Here is an 18,811-nt window from a genome sequence, read left to right as displayed (position 1 = left end):
GGCTCAGACCTGCATGATCTCGGCTTGTTTGGTCTCGAGCGCATCATCGACGGATTTGATCATGGTATCCGTCAGCTCCTGAACCTCGGTTTCCCAGAATTTCTGATCGTCCTCGGACATGCCGTCTGCCTTGGCCTTTTTGATCTGGTCCATGCCATCACGGCGCACATTCCTGATCGAAACCCGTGCGCTTTCTGCATATTGCCCCGCGACCTTGCCGAGCTCGCGACGGCGTTCTTCGTTCAGTTCGGGAATCGGCAGCATGATGATGGTACCATTCAGTTGCGGGTTTATACCCAAACCGCTTTCCCGAATGGCCTTTTCAACCTTGCCGACCAGGCCCTTGTCCCAAACATTCACGGTTACCATGCGCGGTTCAGGGACGTTCACGGTACCGACCTGATTGATCGGAGTCATCGCGCCGTAAGCATCGACCATGACGGGCTCAAGCATTGAAGCCGATGCACGACCGGTCCGCAGCGAAGCGAATTCGGTTCTGAGGTTGGCCATGGCACCGTCCATACGGCGTTTCAGATCATCGGTATCGAGTTCGAAATCATCAGACATGCTGCTCACTCCCCGTCTTCAGGTGATGTTCGGATGGGTCTTAAGCCATCACAAATGGGATGTATAGCAATCATGGTCACGAAATGTGGCAATGGCCAGAACTGTTTCCGGCATTTCGGCCTCATTCCCGACAATTGGGTCGGCCGGATGCATGCTCCGGCCGATCCGTTGTCTGTTTTGTCTATCAAGCGTTCACGTTTACCACTACGCGCCCTTTTACCTGACCTTGCAGGATGTCCGCTCCCAACTGGGGCAGATCAGAAAGGGTTGCTGCATGGACCATCGCCTCAAGCTTATCCATAGGCAAATCGGTCGCGATACGCTTCCAGGCACGGACCCGGTTGTCGTATGGCTGCATCACGCTGTCGATGCCCAACAGATTAACACCGCGCAGCAGGAATGGGATCACGGTTGCGGGCAGCGCCGCACCACCGGCAAGGCCAACCGCAGCTACCGAGGCCCCATACTTCATCTGCCCCAGCACGCGGGCAAGCATCGCTCCGCCCACCGCATCAACACATCCGGACCAAGTTTCACTTTCCAGCGGACGCTTGGTGGTCTCGTTCAACTCGTCACGCGGGACAATTGTGGTTGCACCCAGTGATTTCAGGTATTCTTCGGTTTCAGGACGCCCGGTTACTGCTGCAACCTCATAGCCCAGATGGGCCAAAATGGCCGTCGCGACCGAGCCGACACCTCCTGCGGCACCTGTGACCAACACCGGGCCATGACCCGGCTGCAAACCTTGATCCTCCAGCGCCATGACGGCCAGCATAGCGGTGAACCCGGCAGTGCCAACTGCCATCGCCTGCCGTGTATCCAACCCATCCGGCAACGGCACCAGCCAATCTGCCCGCGCGTTTGCTTTTTGTGAATAGCCGCCCCAATGCGCTTCACCTACGCGCCAGCCCGTCAGCACGACCTTGTCGCCAGGTTTGTAGCGTGCATCCGAGGACTGCTCGACCGTGCCCGCATAATCGATGCCCGGAATATGAGGATAGCTACGCACCAGACCACCGCCTTTGGGCGACATGCACAGGCCGTCCTTGTAGTTCACCGTTGAATATTCAACGGCGATCGTCACTTCTCCATCCGGCAGCGTATCCAGAGAAATCTGCTTCACCGAAGCGCTTGCGAGGCCACTTTCTTCATCTTTTTCAACGACAAGTGCATTAAACATGAACTTACTCCTTCTATTGCCTCAATCGGCTGTGTTCCTGAAACAAGGGCTTAGCGCCAGAATTTTTCCTGCACTTCGGCCCATCGCATTCCATGTTCGGTCATCAATTCAATCCGCGTACCTGGCGCCCAATGGGACCGGTCGACCATTCCAATGGCTACATTCACTCCAAACTCGGGTGAATACGCAGCCGAAGCCACCTGCCCGACCTGCCGGCCCCCGGCCATCAGCGGCCAAGATTCGGTGCACGGTCCGATCTCACCTTCAATGACAAGCGGACGGATCTGCCGGGGTGGACCGTTTTTCGCCTGATCCGCCAAATCGGCTTTGCCGATGTAATCCAGCGGAGAATTGCAGAACCGTGCTAGCCCACATTCATAGGGCGTATTCTCGCGCCGCATGTCCGACCCGAAACTCAACAGACCGCTTTCAACACGCTCAATCCCGTTTGGGCAACCTGCCCGCACATTCAGGTCTCGGCCATTAGAAAACAGCGTGTCCCATAGTGGCATGCCATAATCCGTTCCTTCGACGTATATCTCGAACCCGCCTTGTTTTGACCAGCCAGACCGGGCGACGACGAATGATGTATCTTCAAACGCCAACCGTTTATATCGAAAGAACTTTATATCCCTGACTTCATCACCAAAGACGCGCGTCATCAGCTCGTCCGCCTTGGGGCCTTGTACCGCCAAGGGCGACACATCCGGCTCAGAAATATCGACATCCAGCCCCAGCGCAATCACGATTCCCAGAGCAAATTGCCAAAGGTCACCATCGGCAACCGACAACCAATAGTGATCATCCGCCAGCTTGATCGCAACAGGATCATTCAGCATGCCGCCATTGTGATCTACTATCGGCACATAATAGCACTGGTTCGCCTGCATTTTGTCCATATCGCGCGGGCTGAGCATCTTCATCAGCCGCAACGCATCCGGACCTTTGATCTGTACCTGCCGCTCACACGAGACATCCCAGACCTGAACATGCTGTTTCAGATGCGCCGCATCAGCCTCGATGCTTTCAAAAACCGTCGCAAGCAGCATGTGATTATAAACGGTATACCCTGTGACGCCTTCGGCCTCGACGCCCGGAGTGAATGGGGTTTTGCGCACGCGCCGGTTCGGTGAGATGACTGCCATGTCAGAAATCCTCTGGCAGAAAGACAAGATCGCTGACAGGTGCCTGCGAACCAGCCTCGGTCAGCATTTGGTGCAATTGTCCGCGATGATGCGTCTGATGATTGAACATATGAATGACGCATTGCCCGTAAGACTTTGTTACGTCGTTCTCTTTTGCAGCCGAGTACCACGTGAACGAACCGCTCAGGACATCATCCCCCAACGTATTGGCCCATCTGGCAATACGGGCGTCAATCGTATCGCGCAGCGGCAGCCAGTCGGCCATGCCAGTGCAGATCGAGACACTCTCAGGAATGCCGCCACCTGGCCCCGGTCCCTTGTCAAACCGGGAAATCCAGATCCAATCCCCCCAAAGCAGATGATTGGCAGTTCCCATGATCGACCCGAAAAAAGCGCCGCGATCCCGTACCAATTCTTCGTCTGAAAGAGCTTTGAGAAAGCTCTTTAACTGGTTGTTTTGCCAGTGGTTATATCGCGCCATTTCACGGGCATAGGCACCGGTTATCATTACTTTGGCCCGTGCCAGTCAATCGGGCAGATCTCGGCTGACTTGCCGCCGAAGTCCCATACGCGACCATAGTCGCGCACCTTGGATTTCGTGCCTTTTGCTACAATGATGTCCGGCCCCATCCAGTATTTCGAATTTGAAACCATCACCGGGTGCTCTGGGTCTTTGCCCGCAAGCATTTCGATCTCACCCTGAATCTTGCGCCCTATCATGATCCGGCGTTTGGTGCCGTCCCTTTCGATCTGAACCGGTGCACGTTCAGCCCCTATGATCTCGCTGACCAACATAGTGAACAGCCCGGTTGTGCCACCTGCCTGACCGCTGAATATCTGCAACAGTCCATTGTAAGCCTTGCCGCTAGCACGTTCATCCACATAAGCCGCGACCTTCCACTGGCCTTCGCCCATGCGTCCGGGGATATCGACCAACAGGCCTACATTCAGTCCGGACAAATCTTCGCCTTCGTAATGGCCTTCGTCGATCGCGATACCCATCCACGCATGGCAATGCCCTTCGGTCGGAGGGTGTGCACCCAGCGAAACCACGCATGGGCAGAATACGTCACACGAACAGTTCAGGATCAGTTCACCCTTAACCGCCCAATCGGTCGGGCTCATCTCACGCCGCTTGGGATTTGGCATCCGGCTGTCAATTCTTTGACTGACCGGCAGCTTGTCTGCATCCGGTTTTCTGTTTTTAGCCATCGGCTTATCCTCCGTAAACAATGTGATGAGCGAGCAGTGCAAAACCACCCGCAATCAAGACGAATCCCATAGGACGGGTCACGGCGTGCCCGATCTGGGGAAGTTTTTCCAATACCATGAACAGGGTCGCCAGCCCCATCCAGAGCAGGCTCATTACGCCGCCGACAAAGCCCAACGCCATGAAGCCCCAGCAGCAACCGACACAGAACGCACCCAGTCCGACGCCCATGCGTACACCGCCGCCGAATCCGGTTTTCCAGTGGCCCAGAAAATACGTCATCGGTGCATGGCAAACACCGTGGCAGACTTCTTTCACCCGAGAAAACTGAAAGGCACCCACGGCGATCAACAGGCCGGCGGCCAGATATGGCGATTTAGCGATTCCCAACATATCGACCGCGCCGCCAAACAGCAGCGCCAATTGCAGGCCAGTGATCAGCGCAGCAAAGCCCACCCAAACTATGAAATATCCGGATAGAACGCCCAGCCACCCTGCCCGCGTACCGTTCGCGCTGCGGATCAGATCATCATAACTGCGCAACGTGGGCACCAAAGTCGGCAGCATCATGGCCGCCATCATGATCGCCCACATCCAGAAAAGTGGGCCGAACTCGGCCATGGGCATATACATGTCCATACGCGGATCCATGGCCGCCATCGCCTGACCCATCGGTCCAGGTCGACCGATCCAGTCCACGTCCATATCGCGGCTCATCGAGACCATCATCCACCACGACCAAAGGATCGTGATGTAGAAGCCCAACCAAAGCGCGCTGCGGAAAATTGAGCGACTCACTTGCTCCTCCCGACTCAACTCTCTTGCTTTTCAAATGTCAGACTTTTAAATGTCAGACAAATAAAAATTACGCATCGCTGAAAACAACCATGAAAATCGACCCTCAGAGTACTGCAGATCTATCCGCTCAAATTGCTCAGGCAATCCGCGACGCCATTATTTCGGGTCGGTTAATCGTAGATGAGCGTCTGCCCTCAGAATCTGAGTTGGCCGATCAGTTCAAAGTATCACGGCCTACGGTTCGCGAAGCACTGAAACGTCTGGCAGCGCAGTCCCTTATCCGCACGCAACGCGGGGCATCGGGTGGTGCGTTTGTGAACCGACTGAGTTTTGAGGACGCCTATTCCCAACAAGTCACAACCTCGACACTGCTGCTGTCGATGAACGCTGTCAGTTTCGACACCGCATGCGAAGCGCGTTATGCGCTCGAACGTGCATGCGCTGCTTTGTCGTCACAACGCCGCACCGCAGATCAACTCGCCACCATGCGGGCCGAGATATTTCGTCAGGCGCAACCAGGTCTCACAGATGAGGCTTTCTGCGCGTCCGACGTCGCCTTTCATCGCGCGCTTGTGGATGGCGCGGGCAACCCCGTTCTGTCCTACCAATTGGCCGGTGCGGTCGAGGCTATGCAACCTCTGATGAACATGATTACGTTCACGGCTCGATCCCGCGAAGAGATCATCGCCCTCCACAGTGACATCACAGACGCACTAGAAGCGCGTGATGCCGGCTCGGTCGATGCAGCATTGATCAAACTTGAGGCCTACACACGGCAACTGGCGCAGGACGTGGCCGAAAGACGACGCAAACCCGCCTGACCACAGGCAAAAAGGAACGAAGGACGGCGAGGTGCCCGAGCAGGCAGCATGACATCCGGCGTTAAGACCGGAACTTCCAACATGAATTGAAGATCAATGACTTACGGGAGGACGTTATGAACCAAAGACCGGACCCAACCTTTTACCCATCAGCCAAACTGGCGATGGAGGGCCCCACTGAGACGCTTGCATTCACTTTGATGCTAAGCCCTGATTTTTCCCAACCAGACGGTTTGGCCGTCGTGAACGTGGATCCGACTTCGGATGATTACGGAAAAATTGTCCATCAAGTGATCATGCCAGAGAAAGGCGATGAGTTTCACCATTTCGGGTGGAACGCTTGTTCCTCTGCGCTGTCACCACTTAGTGGTCATGCGTTTCTGGAACGCCGCTACCTCATTGTTCCTGGTATACGATCCAGCCGGATCTACATTATCGACGTCAAGAACCCGCTTGAGGCCAAGATACACAAGATCATCGAACCCGAAGAAGTTTTTGCAAAAACTGGATATTCCCGCCCGCACACGATCCATTGCGGACCGGAGGGGATCTACGTGAGCACGCTTGGAGGCGGTGGCGAAGACGGCACGGACGGCCCTCCGGGCATTTTCATCATGGATTGCGAGAGCTTCGAGATCATTGGGCGCTACGAGATCGAGCGAGGTATCCAAGACAAACACTACGATTTCTGGTGGAACCTGCCACGTGACTATATGGTCAGTTCGGAATGGGGGCTGCCTCCGCAATTCGAAAACGGCATCGTGGCCGAGGATCTGCTTTCGAACAAATACGGGCACAGCATCCATTTCTGGAACCTACGCAGCCGGACCAATATTCAGACCATCGATCTAGGTGAAAATCACCAGATGGCCCTGGAAATCCGGCCCGCTCACGATCCGGTCAAACAATATGGGTTCTGTGGTGTGGTGGTTGACACGACCAACCTGCAGGGCGCGATCTTTACTTGGTGGCGTAATGATGATGGCACCTTCGAGGCCAAGAAGACTATCACGATCGATCCGCAGCCCGCTGATCCAGATGACTTGCCTGAATTGCTGAAAGGCTTCTCTGCCGTTCCGCCACTGGTCACGGATATCGATCTCAGCTTGGACGATAAATACCTTTATGTGGCCTGTTGGGGCACGGGTGAGATGCATCAATACGATGTCTCTGATCCGATGAACCCGACCCTTGCGGGCAAAGTCGAGATCGGGGGGATCGTCAAGAAAACAAAACATCCCAACGGGCAAGACTTTGGTTACGGGCCGCAGATGGTTGAAATCAGCCGCGACGGAAAGCGGGTATATTGGACCAATTCGCTGTATTCCACATGGGATGATCAGTTCTATCCCGGTGAACGCGGGGCTGCGATGGTCAAGGCGGATGTTGGCGAGAACGGGGGCCTGACATTGGATCCGAAGTTCTGGGTCGACTTCCCCGACGGATATCGGGCCCACCAAATCCGGCTTGAGGGTGGAGACTGTTCAACCGATAGTTTCTGCTACCCATCGGTCTGAGTTGGAGACTCTGATGACATCAACGGCTGGTCTCTGGCTGGCCGTTGTGCTTAGCGGCGCTTATCATGGCCTGAATCCCGGAATGGGCTGGCCGCTTGCGGTATCTTCGGCGCTGATGGAACAACGGCCATCAGCTTTGTGGCGCGCATTGACCGCCCTGGCTGGTGGTCATTTCGTCGCCATGCTGGGGGTCCTACTGCCATTCGCTATGATGGCAGTTCTGGTTGAATATCAACGCGAAATTCGTATCGGCGCTGCGCTGATTGTGATCACAATGGGTGTTTACATCGCCATAACACGCCGGCATGCCCGGATGTTGTCGCGCGTACCGCCAAGCAAATTGGCACTTTGGTCGTTCCTCGTTGCGCTGGCACACGGCGCGGCGTTGATGTTGGTTCCGATTTATCTTGGATTGTGTGGATCAGACGAGCTGGAAACGGGCCAGTTCGCAGTCTCTCAGATCATGGCGAGCAATGGCCTGCTCGTACTGACGGTCGCTGCACTTCACACAGCCGCCATGATCCTTGGCGGAGGCATTCTGGCCTTCGCCGTCTATCGCTGGCTGGGCCTTCAATTTCTGTCACGCAGCTGGTTCAATCTGGAACTTGTCTGGGCTCTCAGCCTGATCGCGGTCGGAGTTATAGGCTTGTGGTCAGCGATTTAGATGCTTTTCTTTACATAGTGCTGCGCTAGACTCTGCGAGCAGAGCAGAAAGGGAAAAAGTCCATGATCGCAACCCTTAACGTGATTGCCGCCTTGCTGACCGTCGGCTTTGGTTTGTTCGGATTTCTGGCCCCGGCCTACACAGCCAACGCGCTGGACCTAGCCCCCACCAAAAGCACCATGGGACTTAGTGAGATGCGAGCCTCGGTTGGCGGGTTGTTCGTGGTGACAGGTGCCGTGGTTCTCTGGCTCAACACACCGATGGCATATGCCATGCTGGGCGTTGTTTATGCAGGGGCGGCGTTGGGTCGGTTTGTGTCTTTGGCGCTGGATAATCCCCCGTTCGTCAAGGCGCTGACTTTTGGTGGAATCGAGCTTGTTCTGGCCCTTTGGCTTATTCTCGCCAACATGAACAGAGCTGCTTAACTTATTGAATTTTATATAAGTCAACCTTAGCATTCCGGGTTTGCATCCGACCACGTCCTAACCTATATATGAGGGGTCCTTCGGGACTATGGACATAAACGCGCTCGTAATAAGCGGATCGGACCCGGGGGCGGTACCCGGCGGCTCCACCAACATCCTTCGTTTGAGGATCATGGGGCCGAAATAGGATCGACGAACGTCTAAAGGGGTTAGCTTTGTCTCGGCTGTCTGCCACCGTTACCGGCGAAACTAGTACAATTGCAAACGACAATCGTGCTCCGGTTGCAGTTGCTGCGTAAGCAGTAGCAAGACCGAAACTTAAGCCCTTGCGCCTAGCCGCGTAAGGCGGGGTTCGCAGGTACCTGGCAACAGAAACCTGCATTTTACCGATTATGTCTGCTCCATGCCCATAACTCACCAGGGATTCAGGGTTTATTCATTTCTCTGATCCATCTTCCTGAACAAGCGACAGGAGGGCTGAGATGACGAATTCTGACAGGCTTAGGGCATGGTATTCAGAGGTCTGGGAACAAGGCAATACCGATGCAATCGATCAGTTTTTTGCCCCGGATACGATGGCCGAAGGGTTGATACCCGAAATGCAGGTTGGCGCGGACGACTTTCGCGATCTGGTCATGGCGTTTCGTCATGTTCTGGGCGAGATCACAGTCGAACTGCCGAAGATCATCGAAAATGGTGATTGGGTCTCTGGTATTCTGCATGTCCGCACCTTCCGGGCCGATAACGGTGCCCCGCTTGAAGTTACCGGACAAGTCATGGCGCGCTTCAAAGGGGACAAGATGGTCGAGGCCTATAATCATTTTGATTTCATTACACTTTTTGAACAACTGGGGCAGTTCCCACAGGATACCCTTCCGGTTTGCATGACCGGGCAAAGGTTGGACTGGGCCTGATAAACTTGACCGCAAGCTTGACCCATCCCGCATTTGCGCGCTAGCAGAGGATCAAGGGGTAAGCTTGCGAACACCCCGTGAGGCGGCAGCCCAAGTTCGCATGTATCCAAAGCAATAAGGAAACATGCAATGGCTGCCCCCAATGCAATTACACCCCGACAACTCTTGCGCCTGATCGGTACGCCTCAGGCTCCTATCCTGTTTGATGTGCGAACAGATGGGGATTTCGACGATGATCCCTCCCTCATACCCGGCGCATTCCGAATGCCATATCAAAATGTTGATGGCATAAGAAATCATACCGGCGATCATTCTTGCGTAGTAATTTGCCAGAAAGGCAAAAAGCTGAGTCAGGGCGTTGTTTCATGGCTGCAGGCTGAAGGGGTGGTGGCAGAATTTCTGGAAGGTGGAATGTTCGCCTGGCGCGCTATGCCGGGCGCAATGGTCGTGCCTGTGCCTGCCCTTCCTGCAGTTGCAAAAGGCAACACGGTCTGGTTGACGCGGCACCGCCCCAAGATTGATCGCATCGCGTGCCCCTGGCTGATCCGCAGGTTTGTCGACAGGCGCGCTCGGTTCCTGTTTGTAGCACCGGATGAAATTCAGGGGGTTGCCGAGCACTTCGGCGCCACACCCTTTGATGTTGAAGGAACTGATTGGAGCCATCGCGGCGACAATTGCACCTTTGACACGATGCTGGATGACTTCAAGCTTCGATCCGAGCCTCTGGACCGCATGGCGACGATCATACGTGCCGCCGATACAAACAGGCACGATCTGGCGCCTGAGGCCGCCGGGTTGCTGGCCCTTTCGGTCGGCTTGTCGCGCCAGTATCGGGATGACCAACAACAATTGCAGGCTGGAATGCACATCTATGATGCACTCTATCGCTGGGCGCGCGATGGCTCTAGCGAGACGCATGATTGGCCCGCGGGTCACGGCAGATGACCCCTTCATATCACGAGTTGATCAGGGTGTTTGGGCGCATCGGGTTGTTGTCCTTCGGCGGCCCCGCCGCCCAAATTTCACTGATGCATCAGGAGCTGGTCGAAAAGCGCCCTTGGTTGGACGAACAGACCTATCTGCGCGCGCTTTCCTTATGCATGCTGTTGCCGGGCCCTGAAGCCATGCAGCTTGCCACTTATGCAGGATGGCGGCTGCGCGGAGTGGCCGGGGGGTTAATCGCAGGCAGTTTGTTTGTACTGCCGGGTGCTCTGGTGATCGCGCTGCTGGTATTGCTTTATGCGGCCTATGGTACATTGCCTTTGGTTCAAGCCGGATTCTTGGGCATCAAGGCCACGGTGATCATCATCGTCCTGCAAGCATTACGGAACCTATCGAAGAAAGCACTTACAGACATTGAACACCGGGCAATCGCAGGCCTCGCCTTTTTGGGGATCTTTGTCTTCAACCTGCCCTTCCCGCTAATCATCCTGTGCGCTGCCGTTTGGGGATTCGTGACTTCGAAAGACGACAAGCCCGTTGCCGTTCAAGCCAGCCCAACACTTGCCAATCCTGTTCGCACAGCGGTTTTCTGGCTTATCCTTTGGCTGGGGCCGTTGTTTGTGCTGTCTTTGAGCGGTCAGGAACTGCTCAGCGATCTGGGCTGGTTCTTTGCCCGCCTTGCGGTTGTAACTTTTGGCGGTGCCTATGCGGTGCTGGCCTATATGACCCAGACCGTGGTCGAAACCTACCAATGGATCAGCACGGACCAGATGATCGACGCGCTAGGTCTGGCCGAAACCACGCCTGGGCCACTGATTCTGGTGACTCAGTTTGTGGCCATGCTTAGCGGTCAGATTGCCGGAGGCGCCTCGCTGGCGTTGGCGGCGGGCATTGTCGCTTTATGGGCGACGTTTGTACCGTGTTTTCTGTGGATTTTTCTTGCAGCCCCGCATCTGGACAGAATCGCCGCGCGTCCGCGTCTTGGGGCCGCGATGCACGGAATCACAGCTGCGGTCGTCGGAGTGATTCTCAACCTCTCCGTGTGGTTCGGGCTAAACGTCTTGTTCACCTCAATTCCGGGGTGGCATTGGGGACCAGTTTCTCTCCCCCTACCCGACCTTTCGTCGCTTGAATTCAACGCACTTGTGCTGACCGTTCTGGCTGGCCTGTTGATTTTCCGCATGAAATCCGGTTTAGCAACCACACTTGGTATCATGGTTCTGGCCGGACTAGGCATGCAGATTTTGTAATCAATACAGCCCAGCACAGCCTTTCGTTTCCGTCCGAATGAACTATGCTGGGATTAACCACTTTCGAGGATCTACCATGTCGCAAGACATCGACTACGGGAATCTGATGCACAAGGCCATGCGAGGCCTGATCAAGACCGTCCTGACCGACGTGTCCGAAACCGGCCTGCCCGGTTCGCATCATTTCTTTATCACTTTTGATACACGGCATGAGGGCGTTGAGTTGGCCGATTGGCTGCGTGAGCGCTATCCAGGCGAGATGACGATTGTCATGCAGCACTGGTTCGAAAACCTCGAAGTCGGTGACGATGGCTTTTCGATTACGCTGAATTTCGGGGATGCGCCGGAACCACTTTACATCCCCTATCTGGCGATCAAGACCTTCGTGGATCCTTCGGTTGAGTTTGGCTTGCGCTTTGAAAGCCCGGAAGACGAGGACGAAGAGATCCATGTGACGGAAGAAGCCCCGATTGAGCTTGAGGCCGAAGAGGCAGAACCGCAGCATGATGCGGATGTGGTCTCGCTGGACAGCTTCCGGAAATGACCCAGAAAACCCCGCTTGATGCGGGGTTTATTCTTTTTGAAGGAATGTCTCGACCGAGCGCGACTTAACCCCATCGCGAAACCGGGAAAATGACAGGTCGAGCCCGCCATCAGCTAGTGTCCGGTCAAATTGCTGAAGCTCATAGCCACCGTTTTCGGCTATGAACAACGAAAACACCGTCAGAGTATCCCCTTCGATCCGCCCCCAAACAAAGGGTTCCCCTTTCATCGGGTCAAGCGGCACCTCATGGCCAAACACATTTCGCTTCATGGCCGCAGAATAAACATCGGGCCGATCCGAGCTTTGAAAATCAACCGAGTATTTCTCATCCTTGATGCGACCGTCGGCTTTGTAAGTCGTGGTGGTCCAACTCACGTTGAAGCCCCCTTTAATTTCCTGAATCGAAACGCTCATATCCCGAGGGGTCGCCGTACCATCCGCATCAACAACGTCGGCTGAACCGGTATAGTCGCCCACGAACGGCTCGATTCCCGTCGCCTGAGCGTGTTGCACAAATACTGCCAGCCAAAAACTCGCGGCAAACAATAACGCAAGCGTATACAAAGGGCTTTTGAGAAGTGACACGCGCATGGTTGCCTCCGTCAGGGTTATTGTCCCATCTTAACTTTAGCCCGCCGACGTACAATGGCACTGTTTTCGCTAACAGAAATTATTTGTAGCTGTGCCGCGTCTATACCTTTGCGCGGCCCAAGTTTAAGGTGCGCTCAACTGGCCGATTGCGCCACAGCCTTGCTGCGGGTAAACGGCATACGACTGCATACCAGACCGGAGCGACCGATGTCTCAAACCCGCACTGAATCCGACAGCTTTGGCCCGCTTGAGGTGCCTGCCGATAAGTACTGGGGCGCGCAAACGCAGCGTTCGATCATGAACTTCCCCATTGGCTGGGAAAAGCAGCCCGTCGCCATCGTGCGCGCGTTGGGTGTGATCAAAAAGGCCTGTGCAATTGAAAACAAAGCCATCGGCAAGCTGGACGCCAAGATCGCCGACGCGATCATACAAGCGGCCGGTGAAGTGTTCGAAGGCAAGTTTGACGACAACTTTCCTCTGGTCGTATGGCAAACCGGCTCGGGCACGCAATCCAACATGAACTCGAACGAGGTCATTGCGAACCGCGCGATTGAGATTATGGGTGGCGAGATTGGCTCGAAAGATCCCGTTCACCCGAATGATCACTGCAATATGGGTCAATCCTCGAACGATACTTTCCCCACCGCGATGCACATCGCCACAGCGATGAGTGTGCGCGATGTGTTGATGCCCGGGCTTGAGAAGTTCGCCTCGGCGCTGGAAGCCAAGGCAAAAGAGTTTGCCGGTATCATCAAGATCGGCCGCACCCATACGCAGGATGCCACGCCGTTGACGTTGGAACAGGAATTCGGCGGGTATGCGCATCAAATTCGTCAGGGCATTGCGCGTGTAGAAGCTGCAATGCCCGGTATCTATGAACTGGCTCAAGGCGGTACTGCTGTGGGTACCGGTTTGAACACGCATGGCGGCTGGGATGAGGCTGTCGCCAAGAATATGGCCGATATCACCGGCCTGCCCTTTGTGACCGCGCCGAACAAATTCGAAGCTCTGGCTGCACATGATGCCATGGTCTTCCTGTCGGGCGCGTTGGCCACGATCGCCGGTTCCTGCTACAAGATTGCCAACGATATCCGTCTGTTGGGTTCGGGGCCCCGCTCAGGATTGGGTGAGCTTATCCTGCCCGAAAACGAGCCCGGTTCCTCCATCATGCCCGGAAAGGTGAACCCGACACAGGCCGAGGCGCTGACTCAGGTGGCCGCACATGTGATGGGCAACGACGCAGCAATGAAGTTTGCAGGCTCGCAGGGCCATTTCCAGTTGAACGTCTACAACCCGATGATGTCCTATAACCTGCTGCAGTCGATCCAGCTGCTCGGCGATGCAGCCGACAGCTTTACCGAGCGGATGCTGTTGGGCATCAAAGCCAACGAGCCACGCATCGACAAGCTGATGAAGGAATCCCTGATGCTGGTGACTGCTCTGGCACCGACAATCGGGTATGACAACGCCACGACCGTCGCCAAAACAGCGCACAAGAACGGCACAACACTTAAGGAAGAAGCCATTGCGTTGGGCTTTGTGGACGAGGCGACGTTTGATGCGGTTGTACGGCCCGAGCATATGATTGGACCCAAGGACTGATGGGTAAACCGGTTAACCTGAACCGGTTTCGAAAAGAAAAAGCGCGGGCTGAAAAAAAGGCCCGCGCGGATGCAAACGCTGCGAAACACGGGCAATCCAAAGCCGACAGGACCGTTGTAAAGCTGCAGCAAGACCGGCAGCGCTGGGACCTTGACGGTCACAAGGTCGACGAATGAGTGGACGTCCTGTCAAACGCTCCCTGACCTTGCAAGGTCATCGAACATCCGTTTCGCTTGAGGATGAGTTCTGGCAAGCCTTCCGTGACATCGCGCGGAAAAAAGATATCCCAATCAATGTCCTGGCGGCAAATATTGATGCAGAGCGCGACCCGGAAACCGGACTGGCTTCGGCCATTCGTGTCTTCATTCTGAATTGGTATCGTCAAACCGATTGAGTACTTGATTTCAAACAATCGCGTCGCTTATCCTCGCGGAGAACAAAAAGGGTACATTCATGAACGATTTGGCAACGGGCCCAGATGGAAAACCTCGGTGTTCGTGGTGCAACGCCGCCCCCGAATTCTTTGACTATCATGATAACGAATGGGGATATCCGGTTTCCGATGACAGACGATTGTTTGAGAAACTTTGCCTCGAGAGCTTTCAGTCGGGCCTGAGTTGGCGCACTATTCTGTCAAAACGCGAGAATTTCAGAGCAGCGTTTTGTAAATTTGATTTCAATAAGATAGCAGAGTTTTCTGACGCAGATATCAATCGACTTCTGGACGACAAAGGCATCGTGCGACACCGCGGCAAGATTGAAGCCGTTATCAACAATGCCTGCCGCGTGCAGGACCTAATCGCTTCCGAAGGATCATTGGCCGCTTATGTCTGGAGGTACGAGCCTACGGCGCCACCCGCCCCGCAAAGCGCTTCCACGTCGGCAGAATCCATTGCGATGTCGAAAGATCTGAAAAAACGCGGTTGGAAATTCGTAGGCCCCACCACGATCTTTGCCTTTATGCAGGCCATGGGGTTGATCAATGATCACGCCAACGGATGTGTCATGCGCGAAAAAGCGGCGCAGATGCGCCGCGATTTCATCAAGCCCGAATAGATTACCCCACGATCAGATCGAGGCGCGGAAGATATTGTCGATATTCCCGCCGAGCGCTGCGTTGAATTCTGCGTCAGATTGCTGTTTGGACAGCCCTTCGGTCAGTGCGCGCGAAAACGAGGCGATCATCTTGCTGTTTTGGCCAAGCAGGTCGCAGGCCTGCTCGGTCGAGTATCCGCCGGACAGCGCTACAACACGCAGGACGCGCGGGTGATCCGCCACCTCATCATAAAGGTTGGCCTGGCTGGGGATGGTCAGCTTCAGCATCACTTCCTGACCCTCGACCAATTGATCCAGATTCTTCAGAATTTCTGATTTCAGAATGTCCTCAGCCTCGGCCTTGGTTTCCGAGTGGATGTTTACCTCAGGCTCGACAATTGGGACCATTCCCGCATCAGTGACCACGCGTGCGACCTGGAACTGCTGCGCGACAACGTCGGCAATGCCCTGAGCATTTGCTTCGTGGATAACTGAGCGTTCCTTGGTGCCAAAAACACCATCCGCCTTGGCCAACGTCTCAGCCAGCCCCGGAATTGGCTTCATCATCTGAACACCGTTGGCCTGATCCTCAAGTCCTTTGTCGATTTTCAGGAACGGCACGATGCCTTTTTCGGACCAAAGGTAATCCGCAACCTTCTTGCCGTCGATTTCTTCACCCAAAGTCCGTTCGAACAGGATCGCGCCAATCACTTTATCCTTGGTGAAATCGTCAGCCAGAATGATCCGCGCGCGCATCTTCTGAATCTCGCCGAACATCTCTTCGTCTGATCCGTAATCCGATGCTTCAACACCATACAAAGCCAGCGCTTTGGGGGTTGAACCGCCGCTTTGGTCCAGTGCTGCGATAAATCCTGCGCCTTCGGACATCTGCGCGCGCTGTTCTGCTTTCGACATAACTCAATCCCGTTCAATATGATTCCGCATTTTCAATCCGCATACAGCATGCCGAAGAGCGATGGTAGTTTGTTAGCGCTCAACCAAGCGCAACCAAATTCCGTCTTTCGATCTGACGGTCAAATGCGCGACCGGTACCGGCGTTTCGTCTGGTATTGTTTCGAATCGGTAACGACGCAAGAGCATCGATAAGATCAAAGGACCTTCTACCATCGCGAACCCTGCGCCCGTGCAGACACGGGGGCCAGCCGAAAACGGAATATAGGCCTCGCGCTGGCATTTCTTTCCGTTCTCCGTCGTCCATCGTGTGGGATCGAAATCGTCCGGCCTGTCCCAAAGCCGCTCATGTCGATGCAAATGCCAGGGGCTCACAACGATCTGAGAGCCCTGCGGAACATCCCGATCACGGAAGCGTTCTGGGCATGTCGCCTCGCGCACCATCATCGGAACTGGTGGATACAGACGTAGAGCTTCGCGAAATACATCGCGGCTGAGTTTCAATTGGGACATGGTGGAAAAATCAGGCGTGTCCAGGGCCTGCGCTTCTTCAGCCAGTTTATCCTGCCAGTCCGGATACAGTGCCATCAAATAGAGCGTCCAGGCCAGTGCCGATGCGCTGGTCTCGTGCCCCGCCAAAAAGAAGATGGCGACCTGATCAACCATTTCCTGCGCATCGAACCGGTCTCCAGTTTCCGGGTCTGTTGTCGTCATGATCTTGGTGGCCAGATCATCGGGGGCTGACCTGTTTGCTATCGCCTTGGCGCGTTCATCCGTCAATCGGCTGATCAGATCTCGGATCTCGCGGGCCGTTTGGCGGGTTTTGCGAGAATGAAAACGGGGCATCCAGCTTGGAACGGGCAAGAAGGCGGCCAGGTTCAGCAAGGGCTGTTCGCGCTGATAGATTCTGAATTTATCGAAGACCTGCGCGGCAACCTCATGTTCGATAGGAACCGAAAACAGGGTGCGGAAAATCACATCCGCCGCGACATGGCTTGTGATTTCTTCACATTCCACCTTCTGCCCAACCCTGCCAGAAAGCCGATCCGCACAAGCCTGCGCCGCATTTAACATTGCGGGAAACGTATCTTTCAAACGTCCGCCTTCAAAGGCGGGATCAATGATCCTGCGCTGCCGTTTCCAGACTTCGCCATTGGTCAGGAACACGGACCGGCCCAATAAGGGGCGTAAGCCTTCGCTGATGCGATTTGATTTTGGAAACGCATCCGGGCGCTTTTTCAGAACTGCGCGGATCAGATCGGGTTGGTTGACCATATACGAGCGAAAGAACGGCGTTCGGAATTCAGCCATCCACGCTCGATATAGACGCTGGGGCTGAGCAGACAGCAAGTCTTGCCGAAACAGACGTAGATACCGCCACAGCGAGACCTTATCTGGTCGTGCTTCGGGCTTTGGGGGCTTCATGCTTCCACCGCGATGTATTTCGAAACAGCCCGCTCAATGCGCGATCGTGATGGCGCGCGCCTTTCAAACCGCTGTTTCAATGTTTCAGGACCTGCGGTGATGCGGAAATAGTCATAAAGTCCAGGTTGATCGAACGCACAAAGATATTGAAAGTGCAGGCGAAAAAAGCGCCAACGCAATTGCTGCCATCGCGCGTGGGACAGTGTTTGGGTGAAGGCCGCAGAAAGAACCAGCGGCCCGCATTTTTCGGGGCCAGCGACGCCGCTGACCGCGACCGGATCGCACAACGCAAACGCGCAGCCATCCCCTGGTGCAGAGACATCGATCCAAGTCATATCCGCGCGTTCGGACAGATATTTAAGATCAGCGCGAAGCGTGTGTGCCTGCGGTAGAAACGAAACCATTGGCACCACCTGCCCCAAGGTCAGAAAGGATAAGACTGGCTTATCCTGTATACCGCCCCGTCGTCGTAAAACATCTGCCAACACTGACACACCAAGATGGGCGCCAGAGCTGTGACCTACGACCAGCACCTCATCGGTGTCTGTGTCCAGCGTCTCGGTGATCAGGTCAGAAAACTCCCGCAGCCTCGATTGCAGATCTTGCGAATACGCGCCGTATAGCTTCGCCGAGTGGGCATAGTCATGCATAAGGTAATAAGCGAACAGTCGATTATCGATCTTTCGGAACCATTGCATCAGAGCATAGATTACCCCGGCAGCAGGTACCAAAGACCACCACCCAACGAGTGGTTTCAATACAGAGACTAAACCCCAAGCAATCAACAACGATGCAAAAAGCTGCAGCAGCAGCATTGCCACCGGGTATAGCGCCGCAATTACGGGCCCCTTGCGCAGCTGCATCAGCCGCCAAAGCGTACCGGTCGAGATATATATCCAGGCGGTTCTCGCCAGTTGCAGATAGGTTGCCGGTATCGATTGAGCCATGCTGTCACGCACGATATCCGACCAGACCAGAACCTGAACATCTGCATCAACAGGACTGCCGTCCTGCTGAGAAATCACCTGCCAGCCGTAGGGACCTTCGCCCGTCCTAGCGCTAATATCGATCTGGTATCCCGATATCTCAGCCTGGGCGCCCCCCTCTTTGCGGTAGAGCTCTCGATATCGGCGCGGATGAATCGGGTCGTAGCCGGGAATGTAAAACACCCGGCGTTTGCGCACCTGCGGATTGGATTGCTGACTGCTCATTACCCGGCCCCCTGCGCCAAAGATTAGCGCAGCGTTGACGCCAAGGTAAGACCTGGCG

22 protein-coding genes and 1 other RNA gene are annotated in these 18,811 nt (G+C 55.1%); 13 read left to right on the top strand and 10 right to left on the bottom strand.

What is annotated here, in order from left to right:
• Positions 1-3: 3 nt before the first annotated feature.
• The 6 genes from frr to ACR0AY_RS02215 form a co-directional block, all read right to left on the bottom strand.
• On the bottom strand, positions 4-567 hold the full coding sequence (gene frr, locus ACR0AY_RS02240) for a ribosome recycling factor (RefSeq protein ID WP_170393138.1): 564 nt from the start codon (positions 565-567) through the stop codon (positions 4-6).
• A gap of 184 nt (positions 568-751) precedes the next feature.
• Positions 752-1,747 carry an acryloyl-CoA reductase gene (gene acuI / locus ACR0AY_RS02235; protein WP_170510026.1) on the bottom strand — a complete coding sequence of 332 codons (996 nt, stop codon included), beginning with the start codon at positions 1,745-1,747 and terminating at the stop codon, positions 752-754.
• A 50-nt stretch (positions 1,748-1,797) separates the two neighbouring features.
• Complete coding sequence (locus tag ACR0AY_RS02230; RefSeq protein ID WP_170510029.1) at positions 1,798-2,892, bottom strand: dimethylsulfoniopropionate demethylase; 1,095 nt, start codon at positions 2,890-2,892, stop codon at positions 1,798-1,800.
• Between the two features lies 1 nt (position 2,893).
• The gene (locus ACR0AY_RS02225; RefSeq protein ID WP_480453672.1) at positions 2,894-3,400 is read right to left on the bottom strand and encodes a DinB family protein; all 507 of its coding nucleotides are present in this window, start codon (positions 3,398-3,400) and stop codon (positions 2,894-2,896) included.
• A complete protein-coding gene (locus tag ACR0AY_RS02220; RefSeq protein WP_170393142.1) occupies positions 3,400-4,104 on the bottom strand; it encodes a DUF1326 domain-containing protein in 705 nt (234 codons plus the stop codon). Before ACR0AY_RS02220 ends, ACR0AY_RS02225 begins: the two co-directional genes overlap by 1 nt.
• A 4-nt stretch (positions 4,105-4,108) precedes the next feature.
• Positions 4,109-4,900 carry a DUF2182 domain-containing protein gene (locus ACR0AY_RS02215; protein WP_170393143.1) on the bottom strand — a complete coding sequence of 264 codons (792 nt, stop codon included), beginning with the start codon at positions 4,898-4,900 and terminating at the stop codon, positions 4,109-4,111.
• Between the two features lie 89 nt (positions 4,901-4,989).
• Between ACR0AY_RS02215 and ACR0AY_RS02210 the strand changes: the two genes are divergently transcribed.
• From ACR0AY_RS02210 to ACR0AY_RS02170, 9 genes are all read left to right on the top strand, one after another.
• Complete coding sequence (locus ACR0AY_RS02210; RefSeq protein WP_170405607.1) at positions 4,990-5,721, top strand: FadR/GntR family transcriptional regulator; 732 nt, start codon at positions 4,990-4,992, stop codon at positions 5,719-5,721.
• 116 nt (positions 5,722-5,837) lie between these two features.
• The gene (locus tag ACR0AY_RS02205) at positions 5,838-7,238 is read left to right on the top strand and encodes a selenium-binding protein SBP56-related protein (protein WP_170393145.1); all 1,401 of its coding nucleotides are present in this window, start codon (positions 5,838-5,840) and stop codon (positions 7,236-7,238) included.
• 13 nt (positions 7,239-7,251) lie between these two features.
• Positions 7,252-7,902: a hypothetical protein gene (locus ACR0AY_RS02200; RefSeq protein ID WP_170510031.1), complete on the top strand. Its 651-nt coding sequence runs from the start codon at positions 7,252-7,254 to the stop codon at positions 7,900-7,902.
• 62 nt (positions 7,903-7,964) lie between these two features.
• Positions 7,965-8,327, top strand: coding sequence for a DUF4345 family protein (locus ACR0AY_RS02195; RefSeq protein WP_170510034.1), 363 nt, complete (start codon positions 7,965-7,967; stop codon positions 8,325-8,327).
• Between the two features lie 36 nt (positions 8,328-8,363).
• Positions 8,364-8,710: a transfer-messenger RNA gene (gene ssrA / locus ACR0AY_RS02190) on the top strand.
• Between the two features lie 99 nt (positions 8,711-8,809).
• Positions 8,810-9,241: an ester cyclase gene (locus ACR0AY_RS02185; protein WP_480453671.1), complete on the top strand. Its 432-nt coding sequence runs from the start codon at positions 8,810-8,812 to the stop codon at positions 9,239-9,241.
• Positions 9,242-9,370: 129 nt separating this feature from the next.
• Complete coding sequence (locus ACR0AY_RS02180) at positions 9,371-10,186, top strand: sulfurtransferase/chromate resistance protein (protein WP_170421479.1); 816 nt, start codon at positions 9,371-9,373, stop codon at positions 10,184-10,186.
• A complete protein-coding gene (gene chrA, locus ACR0AY_RS02175; RefSeq protein WP_170510041.1) occupies positions 10,183-11,433 on the top strand; it encodes a chromate efflux transporter in 1,251 nt (416 codons plus the stop codon). Before ACR0AY_RS02180 ends, chrA begins: the two co-directional genes overlap by 4 nt.
• Before the next feature lie 76 nt (positions 11,434-11,509).
• On the top strand, positions 11,510-11,977 hold the full coding sequence (locus tag ACR0AY_RS02170) for a ClpXP protease specificity-enhancing factor SspB (RefSeq protein WP_170510043.1): 468 nt from the start codon (positions 11,510-11,512) through the stop codon (positions 11,975-11,977).
• A 27-nt stretch (positions 11,978-12,004) separates the two neighbouring features.
• Here ACR0AY_RS02170 and ACR0AY_RS02165 read toward each other — a convergent pair whose 3' ends face one another.
• Entirely contained in the window at positions 12,005-12,568 is a 564-nt protein-coding gene (locus ACR0AY_RS02165; RefSeq protein WP_170421470.1) for a hypothetical protein, read from the bottom strand.
• A gap of 207 nt (positions 12,569-12,775) precedes the next feature.
• Here ACR0AY_RS02165 and fumC point away from each other — a divergent pair, with 207 nt between their 5' ends.
• The 4 genes from fumC to ACR0AY_RS02145 are packed head-to-tail and all read left to right on the top strand — an operon-like array spanning position 12,776 to position 15,226.
• The gene (fumC, locus tag ACR0AY_RS02160) at positions 12,776-14,170 is read left to right on the top strand and encodes a class II fumarate hydratase (protein ID WP_170510046.1); all 1,395 of its coding nucleotides are present in this window, start codon (positions 12,776-12,778) and stop codon (positions 14,168-14,170) included.
• Entirely contained in the window at positions 14,170-14,346 is a 177-nt protein-coding gene (locus ACR0AY_RS02155; RefSeq protein ID WP_170510049.1) for a DUF4169 family protein, read from the top strand. Before fumC ends, ACR0AY_RS02155 begins: the two co-directional genes overlap by 1 nt.
• Positions 14,343-14,564 carry a ribbon-helix-helix domain-containing protein gene (locus tag ACR0AY_RS02150; RefSeq protein ID WP_170405591.1) on the top strand — a complete coding sequence of 74 codons (222 nt, stop codon included), beginning with the start codon at positions 14,343-14,345 and terminating at the stop codon, positions 14,562-14,564. Before ACR0AY_RS02155 ends, ACR0AY_RS02150 begins: the two co-directional genes overlap by 4 nt.
• Before the next feature lie 59 nt (positions 14,565-14,623).
• Positions 14,624-15,226: a DNA-3-methyladenine glycosylase I gene (locus ACR0AY_RS02145; RefSeq protein ID WP_170510052.1), complete on the top strand. Its 603-nt coding sequence runs from the start codon at positions 14,624-14,626 to the stop codon at positions 15,224-15,226.
• Positions 15,227-15,238: 12 nt separating this feature from the next.
• On the opposite strand, the gene ACR0AY_RS02140 is transcribed toward ACR0AY_RS02145, so the two are convergent.
• From ACR0AY_RS02140 to ACR0AY_RS02130, 3 genes are all read right to left on the bottom strand, one after another.
• Complete coding sequence (locus ACR0AY_RS02140; protein WP_170393157.1) at positions 15,239-16,120, bottom strand: fructose bisphosphate aldolase; 882 nt, start codon at positions 16,118-16,120, stop codon at positions 15,239-15,241.
• A 72-nt stretch (positions 16,121-16,192) separates the two neighbouring features.
• Positions 16,193-17,542: a cytochrome P450 gene (locus ACR0AY_RS02135; protein WP_480453669.1), complete on the bottom strand. Its 1,350-nt coding sequence runs from the start codon at positions 17,540-17,542 to the stop codon at positions 16,193-16,195.
• The gene (locus ACR0AY_RS02130) at positions 17,539-18,753 is read right to left on the bottom strand and encodes a hypothetical protein (RefSeq protein WP_170510058.1); all 1,215 of its coding nucleotides are present in this window, start codon (positions 18,751-18,753) and stop codon (positions 17,539-17,541) included. The genes ACR0AY_RS02135 and ACR0AY_RS02130 overlap by 4 nt, the downstream gene beginning before the upstream one ends.
• Positions 18,754-18,811 lie beyond the last annotated feature (58 nt).

Source organism: Ruegeria sp. A5, assembly GCF_056543005.1.
The sequence above is the reverse complement of the archived record's forward strand: the minus strand, read 5'-3'. Positions and strand labels throughout refer to the sequence as shown.